The organism is Nocardioides sp. Root682 (genome assembly GCF_001427795.1).
Classification (GTDB): Bacteria; Actinomycetota; Actinomycetes; order Propionibacteriales; family Nocardioidaceae; genus Nocardioides.
The window spans coordinates 221220-235013 of the sequence record NZ_LMHJ01000005.1 but is presented as its reverse complement, the minus strand read 5'-3'; the positions used below and the strand labels follow the sequence as shown (position 1 = coordinate 235013).

Genomic DNA, 13794 nt, shown 5'->3' with positions numbered 1-13794 from the left:
ATCATGGACCGCCGAATCTTCGGTATCGAGAACGAGTACGGCGTCACCTGCACGTTCCGGGGTCAACGCAGGCTGAGCCCCGACGAGGTGGCGCGGTACCTGTTCCGCAAGGTGGTGAGCTGGGGCCGCTCGAGCAACGTGTTCCTGCGCAACGGCGCCCGGCTGTACCTCGACGTCGGGAGCCACCCGGAGTACGCCACGCCCGAGTGCGACGACATCGGCGAGCTCGTGACCCACGACAAGGCGGGGGAGCGGGTCCTCGAGGGCCTGCTGCTCGACGCGGAGCAGCGGTTGCACGACGAGGGCATCGCCGGCGAGATCTACCTCTTCAAGAACAACACCGACTCCGCCGGCAACTCCTACGGCTGCCACGAGAACTACCTCGTCGGTCGCGCCGGCGAGTTCAGCCGCCTGGCCGACATCCTGATCCCGTTCCTGGTGACCCGCCAGATCATCGTCGGTGCCGGCAAGGTGACCCAGACGCCGCGCGGGACGTCGTACTCCATCAGCCAGCGCGCCGAACACATCTGGGAGGGCGTCTCCAGCGCCACCACGCGCAGCCGTCCGATCATCAACACCCGCGACGAGCCGCACGCCGACGCGGAGAAGTACCGCCGTCTCCACGTCATCGTGGGTGACTCCAACATGAGCGAGACGACGACGATGCTGAAGGTCGCCTCGTGCGACCTGGTGCTGCGGATGATCGAGGAGGGCGTGGTGATGCGCGACCTCACCATGGAGAACCCGATCCGCGCCATCCGCGAGATCTCCCACGACGTCACCGGACGACGCAAGATCCGCCTCGCGAACGGTCGCGAGGCCAGCGCGCTCGACATCCAGGGCGAGTACCTCGCCAAGGCGCGCGACTTCGTGGACCGCCGCGGCATCAGCACGCCCATCATCGAACGCTCCCTCGACCTGTGGGAGCGCGGACTGAAGGCCGTCGAGTCCGACGACCTGGGCCTGGTCGACCGGGAGATCGACTGGGTCATCAAGTGGAAGATCATCGACCGCTACCGCGCCAAGCACGGCCTGCCGATGAGCCACCCCCGGATCGCACAGCTCGATCTCGCGTACCACGACATCCACCGCGGCCGGGGCCTCTACTACCTGCTGGAGAAGCAGGGGTCCGTCGCTCGCGTGAGCACCGACCTGAAGATCTTCGAGGCCAAGTCGGTGCCGCCGCAGAACACCCGTGCACGACTTCGTGGCGAGTTCATCCGACGCGCCCAGGAGCGCCGCCGCGACTTCACCGTCGACTGGGTGCACCTCAAGCTGAACGACCAGGCGCAACGGACCGTACTGTGCAAGGACCCTTTCCGGGCCTACGACGAGCGGGTGCAACGCCTGATCGATGGCATGTAGGGAGTCCTCAGGACCAGTGGGTAAGGTTTGCGCGTGCTCGACCGCCTGCGCCCTGTGATTGCGCGTCCCACCGCCCTGCTGCTGACCGCCCTGCTCCCGGCGAGTCTCGCGCTCGCCGCCTGCGGAGGCGATGACGAGGAGCTCAAGGGACTCGACGCGGTCTCGATCAGCGGCGCCATCGGTTCGACTCCGAAGCTCGACTGGAAGGGCACTCTGGCCGCGGGCAAGTCCGACGCGAAGGTCATCACCAAGGGTGACGGACCCAAGATCGCCAAGGACGACGTGGTGCGGGTCGACTTCACCCTCGCGAACGGTTACACCCACAAGGTCACCTACGACACGTACGACGACTACACCGTCGGCACGCTGCTCAAGGTGGGCGCCAAGAAGGAGCCGGCGAGCGTCGCGGACGTCCTGGTCGCCGGACTCGCCGACCAGATCAAGGCGGGCCAGACCATCGGCAGCCGGATCGCCGTCACGATCAGCAGCGAAGACGTGATCGGCGACTACCTCGGCAACGCCCAGGCTGCCCAGGCGTTCGCCAGCCTCGACATCGGCAACGAGGACGGTCTCCTCTACGTCGCCGACCTCACCGCCCTCGCCGGCCCGGAAGGCGCCGAGGAGAAGGCTCCGGCGTGGGCGCCGGCCATCGTCGAGAAGGACGGTGTCCCGTCCAGCCTCGACTTCAAGGGCACGCCCGCAGCCTCCGGCAAGCTCGAGGTCGCCACGCTGATCAAGGGCACGGGCCCGACGGTGAAGAGCGGTCAGAAGATCCTGGCGAGCTACCTCGGCCAGCTGGCGAAGGGCAAGGAGCCGTTCGACCAGAGCTACACCGACGGTCGCGGCCTCGAGGCCACGCTCGGCGGCGAGCTCGCGTCCGTCGTCGAGGGCTGGTCGAAGGGCCTGGTCGGCCTTCCGGTCGGTAGCCGCGTCCTGCTGCAGATCCCGCCGAGCCTGGGCTATGGCAAGGAAGCGCAGGGCGAGGACATTCCCGCCAACTCGACGCTCTACTTCATCGTCGACATCCTCGACGTCGCCGACCCGGAGCCGCTGCCCGAGCCGACGGAGACTGGCTCCCCGAGCGGATCGCCGAGCGCCACGCCGAGCGGGAGCGCGACCGGTAGCGCTTCCACCGAGCCGACCGACGGGTCCTCGGAGTAGCACCCACCGGGCAGAATCAATCCCATGCCTGCTCCCAAGAGCGAGCGCCTGCTCAACCTGCTGATCATGCTCCTGGTCCAGCGGCGACCCATCGCCAAGGACCGGATCCGCGAGCTGCTGTACCCCGACTCGCGGCCGGACGCCTTTGAGAAGATGTTCGAGCGTGACAAGGACGAGCTGCGCAGCCTCGGCGTGCCCGTCGAGGTCGCCTCGATCGACCCGCTGTTCGAGGACGAGGTCGGTTACCGGATCCCGCCCGAGGCGTTCGCGCTGCCCGACATCGAGCTGACGTCCGAGGAAGCGGCGGTGGTCGGCATCGCGTCGCGGGTCTGGCAGCACGCGACCATGGCCCAGGCCACCACCGATGCGGTCCGCAAGCTCTCCGCCGCAGGCATCGACGTCGACCTCGACGCCCTCGAGATCGCACAACCGCTGCTCACGGCCGAGGAGCCCGCCTTCGAGACCTGTTGGGTCGCGGTGTGCGAGCGCACGGCCATCGAGTTCGACTACAAGCGCCCGGGTGCCGACAGCGCGCTCACCCGCCACGTGCAGCCGTGGGGCGTGGTGCGCTACTCCGGTCGCTGGTACGTCGTCGGCCACGACGCCGACCGCGGCGCCGAGCGCGTCTTCCGGCTCTCCCGCGTGCAGGGGCCCGTCCGGACCGTCGGCCCGCCGGGTGCGTACGACGTCCCGCCGGACACCGACGTGCGCGAGATCGCGCGGCGACTGGCTCCGCCGACCGGCACGGAGCACGCGGTGCTGCTGGTCCGGCACGGCGCCGGCCACGCATTCCGTCGTACCGCCGACCGCATCGAGTCGGGCGTCACCGGCCCCGACCACCGCTCCGCCTGGGACCGCGTGGAGATCACCCGTCCGGCGGTCGGTCTCGCCGACGACGTGCTCGCCCAGGGTGCCGACGTCGTGCTCCTCGAACCGGTGGCCATCCGCCAACGGATCATCGCCCGCCTCGAGCAGGTGGGCAGGTGACCACCACCCGCGCCACCGGCGCCGGCGCACGCGACCAGGTCGCCCGGCTGCTGATGCTGGTGCCGTTCCTGCACCACCGCGACGGCGTACGACTCGAGGAGGCAGCGGCACTGCTCGGCACCTCCTCCGAGCAGGTCCTGCGCGACCTCAAGGTGCTGTTCATGTGTGGACTGCCGGGCGGGCTGCCCGGTGACCTGATCGACGTCGATCTCGATGCGATCGAGACTTCGGAGGGCAGTCCGGTCACGGAGGGCGTGATCCGGGTCGAGAACGCCGAGTACCTCGCCCGACCCCTGCGCCTCAGCGCCACGGAGGCGTCCGCCGTGATCGTGGCGTTGCGCATGCTGCGCGACACGTCGACGGGGGAGACTCGGGCTCTCGTCAAGCAGGTGCTGCGCAAGATCGAGAAGGCGGTCAGCACGGCCGGCGCCAATCACGTCGACGTGACCCCCTCGCCGCACGACGCTGTCCAGGTCGCCCAGGTGGAGCTGACCAGGGTGCTCAACGAGGCGGCCGTCGCCGGACGCCAGGTGCGGCTGGCGTACTTCGTCCCCTCTCGTGGCGAGGAGACCGAACGCGTCGTGGATCCCCTGGGGGTGGTCAACCATGGTGTCTTCGCCTATCTCGACGCGTGGTGCCACCGGGCCGATGCCGATCGTCTCTTCCGCCTCGACCGGATCGCGAAGGCAGAGGTCCTGGACTCCGCGACCAGCACGCCGCGCCGTGCACCCCGCGACCTCGACGGCGGGCTGTTCCGCGACGCGGACCAGCCCGGCAGCGCGGTGGTGACGCTCCATCTCGGTCCGGAGGCCCGTTGGGCGACCGAGTACTACCCGATGCGCGAGGTCAGGCCCCAGGCCGACGGATCGGCTGTCGTGGAGCTCGTCGTGGTCGACCCCCGGTGGCTCACGAGGCTCCTGATGCGATTGGCTCCGCATGCCACGGTGGAAGGACCTCAGGAGTTCACCGAATCTTTCATGGCCACCGCACAGGAGACCCTCAGTCTCTACCGGTGAGGTGGGCGTAGCATGGGGCCTGTCCCCAGAGTCTGAGCTGTGAGAGTTGGTCGCCCCAAATGATCCCCCTGATCGGAATGCCCCAGGGAGCCGAGTGGCTCATCATCCTGGCGATCGTGGTCCTCGTGTTCGGTGCTGCCAAGCTCCCCGACCTGGCCCGTGGAACAGGTCAGGCGCTGCGCATCTTCAAGGCCGAGACCAAGGGCCTGCGTGACGACGATGCAAAGCCGGCCGCTCCCAAGGCCGAACTGAACCCCGCCGACGACGTGGCCGAGGGCGAGATCGTCGACGAGCGCCGCGAGAACAACGCCTGAGTTGTCCCTGCTCGGAGTCGCAAAGCTTCTCGTCGGCACACCAGTCCATCCGGTCGGTGCCGACGGGCGGATGGCCCTTTCGGACCATCTACGGGAGTTGCGCGCCCGCCTGCTGAAGGCGGCGTTCGTGCTCGTCGCGGGTTTCGTCGTCGCGCTGTTCTTCTTCGACCCCATCTTCGCGGTGGTCAACGATCCCTACCAGCAGGCGCGAGAGGCGCTCGGCAAGGATCGGACGGTCGCGACGACCAGCGGCGCCGCAGGTGGCTTCCTGCTCTACCTCAAGCTCTGCGGCCTGGCCGCGGTGGTCGGGACGAGCCCCGTCTGGCTCTACCAGATCTGGGCGTTCATCCTGCCCGGGCTGCACCGCAACGAGAAGAAGTGGACCGCGATCTTCGCAGTCATCGCGGGCCCGCTGTTCCTCAGCGGCATCGCACTGGGCTACCTCACGCTCCCCAAGGGGCTGGAGATCCTGATCGGCTTCACGCCGGGCGATCTCACCAACCTGGTCGAGTTCAACGACTACCTGACCTTCTTCACGCGCACCCTGCTCGGCTTCGGCATCGCCTTCGAGATCCCGGTGTTCGTCGTACTGCTGAACTTCGCCGGGGTGATCAAGGGCAAGAGCCTCGGCGCCCACCGGCCGTGGATCATCGTCGGGTCCTTCATCTTCGCGGCCGTGATGACCCCGTCGGGTGACCCCTTCACGATGAGCTTCATGGCGATCCCGATGGTGATCCTGTTCCTCATCTCCGAGGTGATCGCACGGGTCAACGACAACCGGCGCGGCAACAAGTCGATCAACGCAGGTCTCTCGCCCGACGAGGCGAGCGAGATCTGAGTTGACGGTCCTCTAACCTTCACCTGTGCCACGCGCGGTCGTCCTCACCAACCCGACGTCGGGAAAGGGTCGCGGTGCGCGCATGCGTGACGAGGCCCTGCCGCGGTTCCACGGTGCCGGTTGGCGCACCACCTCGCTGTACGGACGGGACGCCGAGGAGTCCCTCGACCTGGCCCGGGCCATCGTCGCCGAGGAGCCCGACGTGCTGGTCGTGTGCGGCGGCGACGGCATGGTCAACCTCGGCCTCCAGGCAGTTGCCGGCACGAGCGTGCCGATCGGCATCCTCCCGGCGGGGACCGGCAACGACATCGCCCGCTCGCTCGACATCCCGCTGCGTGACGGTGCCGCAGCCGCGGCGACGATCATCCACGGCGGGCCGCGCAGCATCGACCTGGCCCGGGTCGGTGACCGCTGGTTCGGTGGAGTCCTGGCCGCCGGTTTCGACTCGGTGGCCAACGAGCGCGCGAACCGGATGCGCTGGCCGAAGGGCCAGATGCGCTACAACCTCGCCACGATGGCGGAGCTGCGGGTCTTCGAGCCGCTGCACTACGTGCTCGACCTCGACGGCGAGGAGCGCCAGGTCGACGCCATGCTGGTAGCCGTCGGGAACGGGCCGTCGTACGGCGGCGGACTGCGGATCACGCACGGTGCGGTGCTCGACGACGGCCTCCTCGACGTCGTCCTGATCAAGCCGATGGGCCGCATCGAGCTGGCTCGCACCTTCCCCAAGCTCTTCAACGGGACCCACGTCACCCACCCCCAGTACGAACGGCACCGGGTGCGCCGGGTGACCGTGGCGAGCACCGGAATCGTCGGCTACGCCGACGGCGAAAGGTTCGGTCCGCTACCCCTGACCGTCGAGTGCGTTCCCGGAGCAGTCAAGGTATGGGTATGAGCAGCCATCCCGTGTTCGACCAGTTCTCGGGCACCTTCCCCTTCCCGCTGGACGAATTCCAGGTCGAGGGCTGCAAGGCGGTCGAGGACGGCGACGGCGTCCTGGTGGCCGCGCCGACGGGTGCGGGCAAGACGGTCGTGGGGGAGTTCGCGGTCCACCTGGCGCTCGAGACCGGTCGCAAGTGCTTCTACACGACGCCGATCAAGGCCTTGTCGAACCAGAAGTACCACGACCTCGTCGCCCGTCACGGTGCTGACAACGTCGGCCTGCTGACCGGCGACACCTCTGTCAACGGGGAGGCGCCCGTCGTCGTGATGACGACCGAGGTGCTGCGCAACATGCTCTACGCCCGCTCGCGCACCCTCGTCGGGCTCGGGTTCGTGGTCATGGACGAGGTGCACTACCTCGCCGACCGCGCCCGCGGCGCGGTGTGGGAAGAGGTGATCATCCACCTCCCTGAGTCGGTGTCGGTCGTGTCGCTGTCGGCGACCGTCTCCAACGCCGAGGAATTCGGTGAGTGGCTCGAGACAGTGCGCGGCTCGACCCGCACCATCGTCGCCGAACGGCGCCCCGTACCGCTGTTCCAGCACGTGATGGCCGGGCGACAGCTGCACGACCTGTTCGCCTCGTCCGACGTCGACGCAGCAGCCGGTTTCGTCCGCGAGGGCGCGCCGGTCAACGAGGAGCTGGTCAAGCTCGCACGCGACGACTGGGCCTCGACCCGCCTGAAGGGTCATCGCACCCCGAAGTCCGGCGGCAAGGGTGGGCGGCCCGGTGGTCCGGGGAGCCGATCCGTCGGCAACGGTCGCCGGATCTGGATTCCCGGTCGCCTCGACGTCCTGGAGCAGCTCCAGCGCAAGAACCTGCTGCCCGCCATCGACTTCATCTTCAGCCGGGCCGGGTGCGACGCCGCTGTCCAGCAGTGCCTCGATGCGAACGTCCGCCTCACGACGTCGGAGGAGCGTGACGAGGCGATCGCCTACGTCAAGGCCACCCTCGGCACGATGCCGCCCGACGACCTCGAGGTCCTCGGCTACGCCGACTTCCTCGACGCGGCCTCGCGCGGCGTCGCGTGCCACCACGCCGGCATGCTGCCGGCGTTCAAGGAGTGCGTCGAGGAGCTCTACCTGCGCGGACTGGTGAAGATCGTCTTCGCGACCGAGACCCTCGCCCTCGGCATCAACATGCCCGCCCGCACGGTGGTCCTCGAGAAGTTGAGCAAGTGGAACGGCGAGACGCACGCCGACATCACGCCGGGGGAGTACACCCAGCTGACCGGCCGGGCCGGCCGTCGCGGCCTCGACATCGAGGGCCACGCCGTCGTGCTCTGGCAGCCCGGCATGAACCCACGCGACCTGGCGGGTCTGGCGTCGACGCGGACCTATCCACTGCGTTCGTCGTTCCGGCCGTCGTACAACATGGCCGTGAACCTGGTGCACGCCTTCGGCCGGCACCGCGCTCGCGAGCTCCTCGAGATGTCCTTCGCCCAGTTCCAGGCCGACCGCGCCGTCGTCGGACTCGCCCGCCAGCTGCGCAAGGCCGAGGACGCGCTGGAGGGGTACGCCGAGTCCGCGCACTGTCACCTGGGCGACTACATGGAGTACGCCGGCCTGCGTCAGAAGATCTCCGAGCTGGAGAAGGAGTCCAGCAAGGTACGACGACAGGACCGCCGCGGCGAGGCGGCCGCGTCGCTCGAACAGCTCGTCCCCGGTGACGTGATCGTGGTGCCGGTCGGGAAGTTCGCCGGCCCCGCGGTGATCGTCGAGCCCGGGCTGTCCGAGCAGGGCCACCGACCGCTGGTGGTGACCGCCGAGCGCCAGGGCCGCCGGCTCGCGATGATCGACTTCCCGGTGCCGGTCGAGCCCGTCGCGAAGATCCGGCTGCCCAAGCGGGTCGACACCCGCAACCCCCAGCAGCGCAAGGACATCGCGCAGGCGGTTCGCGCCGCCGTACGCGCTCTTCCTGCGTCGGTGACCCGGCCTCGGCCCGAGCGCGGGCCGGTCGACGAGGGGGTCGCCCGACAGATCGCCGACCTGCGCGAGCAGGTCCGGGCGCATCCGTGTCACCGGTGCGACGACCGCGAGGACCACGCACGCTGGGCCGAGCGGCACAACAAGCTCGGCAAGGACGCCCAGATCCTGGCAGAGCGGATCGAACGGCGCACCAACACGGTCGCCCGGACCTTCGACCGTGTCTGCGAGGTGCTGACCGCACTGGGCTATCTCGACGAGGACACCGTCACCGAGCGCGGCCGGGCGCTCATGCGGATCTACTCCGACCTCGACCTGGTCGCCGCCGAGGCCCTGCGCCTCGGCTTGTGGGACGGGCTGACGCCCCAGCAGCTCGGTGCCGTGCTGTCGTCGCTGGTCTACGAGGCTCGTCGCCCCGAGGACGGTCCGGGGAACGTCCCCGGCGGCGCCATCTCGGAGACGATCGACGCGATGACCCGGCTGTGGTCCGAGCTCGAGCAGCTCGAACGCACCCACCGGCTGGACTTCCTGCGCAAGCCGGACCCGGGCTTCGCCTGGACCGCCTACCGCTGGGCGGGTGGCCAGGAGCTCGATGAGGTGATCACCCGCAACGACCAGACCGCGGGCGACTTCGTGCGCCAGATGAAGCAGCTGATCGACTTCGCCGGCCAGATCGCCAACGCAGCAGCCGGGACCCCCGTCCGGGACACCGCGCGTGACCTGGTCAAGCTGCTGCGCCGCGGCATCGTCGCCGGCGGCTGACAGGCGCATGGCAGTGCACGCGCTTTCGGCACAGGCGTCCGACGCCCTTCGGGCCGCTCCCTTCACCTACGAGGAAGTGGGCGCGACCGCCTCCGGACCGCAGCCCGGATACGGCTGGTTGGAGCGGTCGGCACCGTTGATCCGTCGAGACTTCGAGGGAGCGGCCAACGACCTCTTCATGTGGCGCCTGCACGAGCGGTCCGGCCTCCGGGTGCAGGCATCGGAGTCGCCGCTCGAACATGGCACCGTCGTACTCATGCGACTCGGCCTCGGCCCAGTTGCCCTCAGCATTCCCTGCCGTGTCGTCGACGTGATCAACGAACCCACGCGGCGCGGGTTCGCCTACGGAACGCTCGATGGTCACCCGGAGTGCGGCGAAGAGCGATTCGTGCTGGAACGTGGTGCCGACGGGACCATCACCCTCACCATCACCGCGTTCTCACGCCCGGCGTCCCACCTCGCCAGGCTTGGTGGACCTCTCAGCCGCAGGGTGCAGCAGGCGATGACCACGCGCTACCTGCGCGCGCTGGATCGTCCCTGAACAACAACGGACCTGCCTTGCGCGTTCGCGGACAGCGGCGTGACAGTGCCCCTGGGAGCGAGCGATGCGATCCCCTGTGATCGGGGTGGTTTGCTGTCACTCAGTGGCAGCAAACCACCCCGATGACGGACGATCACGGGGACCGACGCTCGGCTGGAACTGCGCCGGGCCTCGGCCTGAAAAGTTGGCGGGGTCGTTCAGGTGCCCAGGGGCTCGGGCACGTTGACGGTGCGCTCGACGTCCCTGACGCGGGCGGCATAGGTCTGGCCGCGCGGAGACAGCGCCACGACCGCTCGCCGGCCGTCCTCGGGATCGGCGCGCCGCACGACGAGGCCGCGTTCCACCAGCCGGTCCATGTGGCGGGTGAGGCTGGCAGCAGGGACGACCGCAGCGACCGCGACCTCACTCATCCCGAGTCCGGGCTCGTCATCGATCACGGCGATGATGCGCCAGTGCTCGAGCGTGAGGCCGTGCTCGTCGAGGAGCGGCTGGAGTGCTTCGCGGACGGCCGCTTCGGCCTGGCGGATCCGGACCGCAACGCTGGAGGAGACGCGGTGCTGGGTGGTGGTGTTGCCCACTGCGATCTCCTTCGGGCCAGTGCCTTCGGACAGTTTCGTGACAATCGCGTTAACGCCGGGGCCGTGCCGCGGAGTCGGCTCTATCGTAGGCATTGCCCCACCAGATCTGGTTGCACCGCGTGCCCGCAGCGTCGCTGGCCGAGACAGCCCATGTCCCGCACGGAGGTCCCGTGCCCGAGCTGCCCAGCGAAACAGGAATCGGCGCGGGAGCCGAGGACGTCCTGTCGATCGCCTTCGTCGTCCCGCTCCAGGGACCGACCGGCATCTATGGACCGTCCTGCCTGGCCTGCGGCGAGCTCGCCGTGGAGCAGCTCAATGCGCGCCAAGGGATCGCAGGGCGCCAGGTCGAGCTCGTGGTGGTCGACGGCGGCCGTGAACCGGCTCTGGTCGCGGACGAGGTCGGTCGCCTGGTCGACAGTGGCCGCGTCCAGGCGGTCGCGGGCTGGCACATCTCGGCCGTCCGCCAGGCGATCACGGCCCGGGTCGGCGGCCGCGTCGTCTACGCCTTCGCGGCGATGCACGAGGGTGGCGATGCCACACCTGGGGTGTTCATGCTGGGCGAGCGGCCGATCAACCAGCTGTTGCCTGCAGCGCGCTGGATGCGCGAAGAGCTCGGCATCGGTCGGTGGGCGATCGTGGGCAACGACTACGTCTTCCCCCGCGTCACCGGCACCACAGCCCGACTGGCGCTGCAGGACACGCCGTCGCAGATCGTCAGCGAGACCTACGTGCCCCTCGGGACGAGTGACTTCAGCACCGTCCTGACCGACCTCGCGCGGCAACCCATCGACGGCGTGATCATGCTGCTGATGGGGCAGGACGCGGTGCACTTCAACCGTCAGTTCGCCCGCTCCGGCCTGTCGGTGGAGCTGCCCCGGCTCAGCCCGGCGGTCGAGGAGAACACCCTGCTCGCCGGCGGAGCGGCCGCCAACGAGAAGCTCTACGCCGCTGCGGCGTACTTCGACGGACTCGGCACGTCGGAGAGCACCGAGCTGGCGCGTGCCTACTACGCCCGCTGGGGCCGCTGGGCGCCTGCGCTCAACGCCGTGGGCGAGTCCTGCTACGAAGCCCTGAGCTTCCTGGCCCGGGTGGGTGAAGTGTGCGGCTCGCTCGACGTCCGCGCCCTGTCCAGCCTGGAGACCGGCCACTTCTATGCCAGCCCCCGTGGCCTGATGCGGCTGGACGGCAACCTGCTCGACCAGGACGTCTACCTGGCCGCCGCCGACGGCCTCGGCTTCCGGGTCGAGCAACAGATCGCCCGCGCCCACTAGGAGCCCGCTCCCCACGCGGCCGTCAGACCGGCTTCGTGAGCATGCACCCCGAGCCGACGCCACAACGTGCCGCCGCCATCCAGGTCGTACCGGTCCTCGGCAGGCCCGTCCGCGGGCCCGTCGCCGCCGACAGCAAGCACCGACGAGACCACCCGGTGCCCGCCCAGCAACGCAGGCGTCGTCGTCGGATCCAGGGGCAGGTCCTCGACCAGGACCGGATTCCGGTCCACGCTGACCTCCGTCCGCTGGCGCACGGTTCCGGGGAGCTCGCCGTACCGGCCCAGGACGAGGGACTCCCGCAGGTGCAGCCGTGCGCCGCCGGCCAGCCTGGCAACGGTACGGCGCTGCACGTCGCCTCCGGCCGAGACGACGAACGGCTCACCGGCCCAGGTCAGGGTCGCTCCGGGCCCCAGGGTGATCAGCACCGACCACGAGGCTGATGCGCCCCGCATGTCGAAGGCAACCGTGCCGCCGGGCTCGATCAAGTCGAGTCGGGCGCCGGCGTCGACAGCGACGTCGATCTCGATGGCGTCGCCAGCGAGCAGGAGCGCGCCTTCGGGCACCAACGACACCCGTGCTCCGGTCCGGCTGTGGTCGACGAGCATGGGCCTGATCGACGCCGCCGTGGGATCGGACAGCGTCACCGCGCTGCGCACGCTGCAGCGCGCGAGACCGTCGCCCCGGCTGACCCGGATCCGGGTCCGCGCCAAGCGCTCAGTGCTCGTGAGCATGCCCGTGCGCATGTGCGTGGGAGTGGGCGGCCATCGGGCCCGGGTCGACCGGGATCAGGGCGCCGGACAGGTGGTGGTCACGGACTCCGTCCAGCCAGCCCACGAGCGCATCGATGCTGGACCGGTCGCTTCGCGACAGCCCGATCACGGGTCGTTCCCCGCGGGCTGCGGTCGCGTCGGCCACCATCCGGACCACGTCGACGCCGACGTACGGCGCCAGGTCGGTCTTGTTCACCACGAGCAGGTCCGCACGCTCGATGCCCGGTCCACCCTTGCGGGCCACGTCGCCACCGCCGGCGACGTCGAGCACGAAGATCTGCACGTCGACGAGAGCGGGGGAGAAGGTGGCCGTCAGGTTGTCGCCCCCCGACTCGATCAGCACGACGTCCAGCTCCGGGTAGTCGAATTCGAGGTCCTCCACCATCATCAGGTTCGCACTGATGTCGTCCCGGATCGCCGTGTGCGGGCAGGCACCGGTCTCGACGGCGCGGATCCGGTCGGACGCCAGCACTCCGGCCGACCGGAGGAAGCGGGCGTCCTCGTCGGTGTAGATGTCGTTCGTGACCACTGCGAGCTCGAGGCGCTCGGCCAGCTCCCGGCACAGCAGCGCGATCAGGGAGCTCTTGCCGGTGCCCACGGGACCGCAGACGCCGAGCCGCAACGGCCGGTGCGGCCCGACTGGTTGGGGAAGAGCGGCGAGTTCAGGCACGGAACAACCTCCTTGAGGAACCGGCGTGGGCCTGTGCCCATGCCTCGATCTGGGGTGACGCGACAGCGGGAATCTCGTCGGGGGTCTGCACGTCGGCGACGGCTCGGACCACGTCGTCGACGTGGTCGAGCGCGTCGTGCACCCATCCCGTCACGACGACGGGATCGAGCGGCACCAGCTTGAGCGCCGCCGCGCAGACCGTCTGCACGTCGTCGTACGCGACGAGGCGGGCGAGCGAGGCGGCGCCGATGTCGAGGTGGCCCGCGAGCGTGCCGAGAACCGTCGACCGGCTGGGCCGGGTGACGACCTCCAGCGCGCCGACGGCTCCTGGCCAGACGCGCACCGCCAACCGCAGGAGTGCTTGTCCCTGCAGCCGGGCGGCGTCGCGCAGGGCGGGGGAGACCGTGCGCGCTGCCCAGGCACGGTCGACCCCCGCCAGGTCCGCCCCACCCCGCGCTGCATGGCGCGCGGCGACGGCGGTGCCCGCCTCCACCCGAATCGCCCCCCACAGGCGACTGCGGAGGTAGGCCGGCACATCGGCGGGATCCAGCCCGTTCGCCAGCGCGCCCTCGAGGGTGCCCGACTGGGTGTGGCCGGCAACGGGAAGCCGTGCGTCGGCCAGCATCAGCATCAGCAGCTCGGGATGGGGCACGGGC

The 13794-nt window shown here is 69.7% G+C and carries 14 protein-coding genes; 10 read left to right on the top strand and 4 right to left on the bottom strand.

Features of this window, described 5'->3' with window-relative positions:
* The first annotated feature begins 3 nt into the window (after window positions 1-3).
* From pafA to ASD84_RS23825, 9 genes are all read left to right on the top strand, one after another.
* A complete protein-coding gene (gene pafA, locus ASD84_RS23865) occupies window positions 4-1365 on the top strand; it encodes a Pup--protein ligase (RefSeq protein ID WP_056716710.1) in 1362 nt (453 codons plus the stop codon).
* 33 nt (window positions 1366-1398) lie between these two features.
* A complete protein-coding gene (locus tag ASD84_RS23860; protein WP_056716708.1) occupies window positions 1399-2526 on the top strand; it encodes an FKBP-type peptidyl-prolyl cis-trans isomerase in 1128 nt (375 codons plus the stop codon).
* Window positions 2527-2550: 24 nt separating this feature from the next.
* A complete protein-coding gene (locus ASD84_RS23855) occupies window positions 2551-3513 on the top strand; it encodes a helix-turn-helix transcriptional regulator (protein ID WP_056716706.1) in 963 nt (320 codons plus the stop codon).
* On the top strand, window positions 3510-4529 hold the full coding sequence (locus ASD84_RS23850) for a helix-turn-helix transcriptional regulator (RefSeq protein ID WP_235531247.1): 1020 nt from the start codon (window positions 3510-3512) through the stop codon (window positions 4527-4529). Before ASD84_RS23855 ends, ASD84_RS23850 begins: the two co-directional genes overlap by 4 nt.
* A gap of 77 nt (window positions 4530-4606) precedes the next feature.
* Complete coding sequence (locus ASD84_RS23845; protein WP_082574266.1) at window positions 4607-4843, top strand: Sec-independent protein translocase subunit TatA; 237 nt, start codon at window positions 4607-4609, stop codon at window positions 4841-4843.
* Window positions 4844-4913: 70 nt separating this feature from the next.
* Window positions 4914-5681 carry a twin-arginine translocase subunit TatC gene (gene tatC, locus ASD84_RS23840; RefSeq protein ID WP_156392278.1) on the top strand — a complete coding sequence of 256 codons (768 nt, stop codon included), beginning with the start codon at window positions 4914-4916 and terminating at the stop codon, window positions 5679-5681.
* A gap of 25 nt (window positions 5682-5706) precedes the next feature.
* Window positions 5707-6576 (top strand): diacylglycerol kinase, encoded by an 870-nt coding sequence (locus tag ASD84_RS23835; RefSeq protein ID WP_082574226.1) that lies wholly within the window; start codon window positions 5707-5709, stop codon window positions 6574-6576.
* On the top strand, window positions 6573-9308 hold the full coding sequence (locus ASD84_RS23830) for a DEAD/DEAH box helicase (protein ID WP_235531245.1): 2736 nt from the start codon (window positions 6573-6575) through the stop codon (window positions 9306-9308). Before ASD84_RS23835 ends, ASD84_RS23830 begins: the two co-directional genes overlap by 4 nt.
* 13 nt (window positions 9309-9321) lie before the next feature.
* Entirely contained in the window at window positions 9322-9849 is a 528-nt protein-coding gene (locus ASD84_RS23825) for a DUF1990 family protein (protein WP_235531244.1), read from the top strand.
* A 197-nt stretch (window positions 9850-10046) separates the two neighbouring features.
* Here ASD84_RS23825 and ASD84_RS23820 read toward each other — a convergent pair whose 3' ends face one another.
* Complete coding sequence (locus ASD84_RS23820; RefSeq protein WP_056716696.1) at window positions 10047-10427, bottom strand: MarR family winged helix-turn-helix transcriptional regulator; 381 nt, start codon at window positions 10425-10427, stop codon at window positions 10047-10049.
* Window positions 10428-10597: 170 nt separating this feature from the next.
* Here ASD84_RS23820 and ASD84_RS23815 point away from each other — a divergent pair, with 170 nt between their 5' ends.
* Window positions 10598-11698: a substrate-binding domain-containing protein gene (locus ASD84_RS23815; RefSeq protein WP_235531243.1), complete on the top strand. Its 1101-nt coding sequence runs from the start codon at window positions 10598-10600 to the stop codon at window positions 11696-11698.
* On the opposite strand, the gene ASD84_RS23810 is transcribed toward ASD84_RS23815, so the two are convergent.
* The 3 genes from ASD84_RS23810 to ASD84_RS23800 are packed head-to-tail and all read right to left on the bottom strand — an operon-like array spanning window position 11695 to window position 13790.
* Window positions 11695-12429 (bottom strand): urease accessory protein UreD, encoded by a 735-nt coding sequence (locus tag ASD84_RS23810; RefSeq protein ID WP_162251591.1) that lies wholly within the window; start codon window positions 12427-12429, stop codon window positions 11695-11697. The genes ASD84_RS23815 and ASD84_RS23810 overlap by 4 nt on opposite strands.
* The gene (gene ureG / locus ASD84_RS23805) at window positions 12413-13138 is read right to left on the bottom strand and encodes an urease accessory protein UreG (protein ID WP_056716693.1); all 726 of its coding nucleotides are present in this window, start codon (window positions 13136-13138) and stop codon (window positions 12413-12415) included. Before ureG ends, ASD84_RS23810 begins: the two co-directional genes overlap by 17 nt.
* A complete protein-coding gene (locus ASD84_RS23800) occupies window positions 13131-13790 on the bottom strand; it encodes an urease accessory protein UreF (protein ID WP_200954708.1) in 660 nt (219 codons plus the stop codon). The genes ureG and ASD84_RS23800 overlap by 8 nt, the downstream gene beginning before the upstream one ends.
* Window positions 13791-13794 lie beyond the last annotated feature (4 nt).

Coding starts and splice junctions, on each gene's coding strand:
- tatC (WP_156392278.1), top strand. CDS start 4,914: ATGGCCCTTTCGGACCATCTACGGGAGTTGCGCGCCCGCCTGCTGAAG.
- ASD84_RS23810 (WP_162251591.1), bottom strand. CDS start 12,429: ATGCTCACGAGCACTGAGCGCTTGGCGCGGACCCGGATCCGGGTCAGC.
- pafA (WP_056716710.1), top strand. CDS start 4: ATGGACCGCCGAATCTTCGGTATCGAGAACGAGTACGGCGTCACCTGC.
- ASD84_RS23855 (WP_056716706.1), top strand. CDS start 2,551: ATGCCTGCTCCCAAGAGCGAGCGCCTGCTCAACCTGCTGATCATGCTC.
- ASD84_RS23830 (WP_235531245.1), top strand. CDS start 6,573: ATGAGCAGCCATCCCGTGTTCGACCAGTTCTCGGGCACCTTCCCCTTC.
- ASD84_RS23845 (WP_082574266.1), top strand. CDS start 4,607: ATGCCCCAGGGAGCCGAGTGGCTCATCATCCTGGCGATCGTGGTCCTC.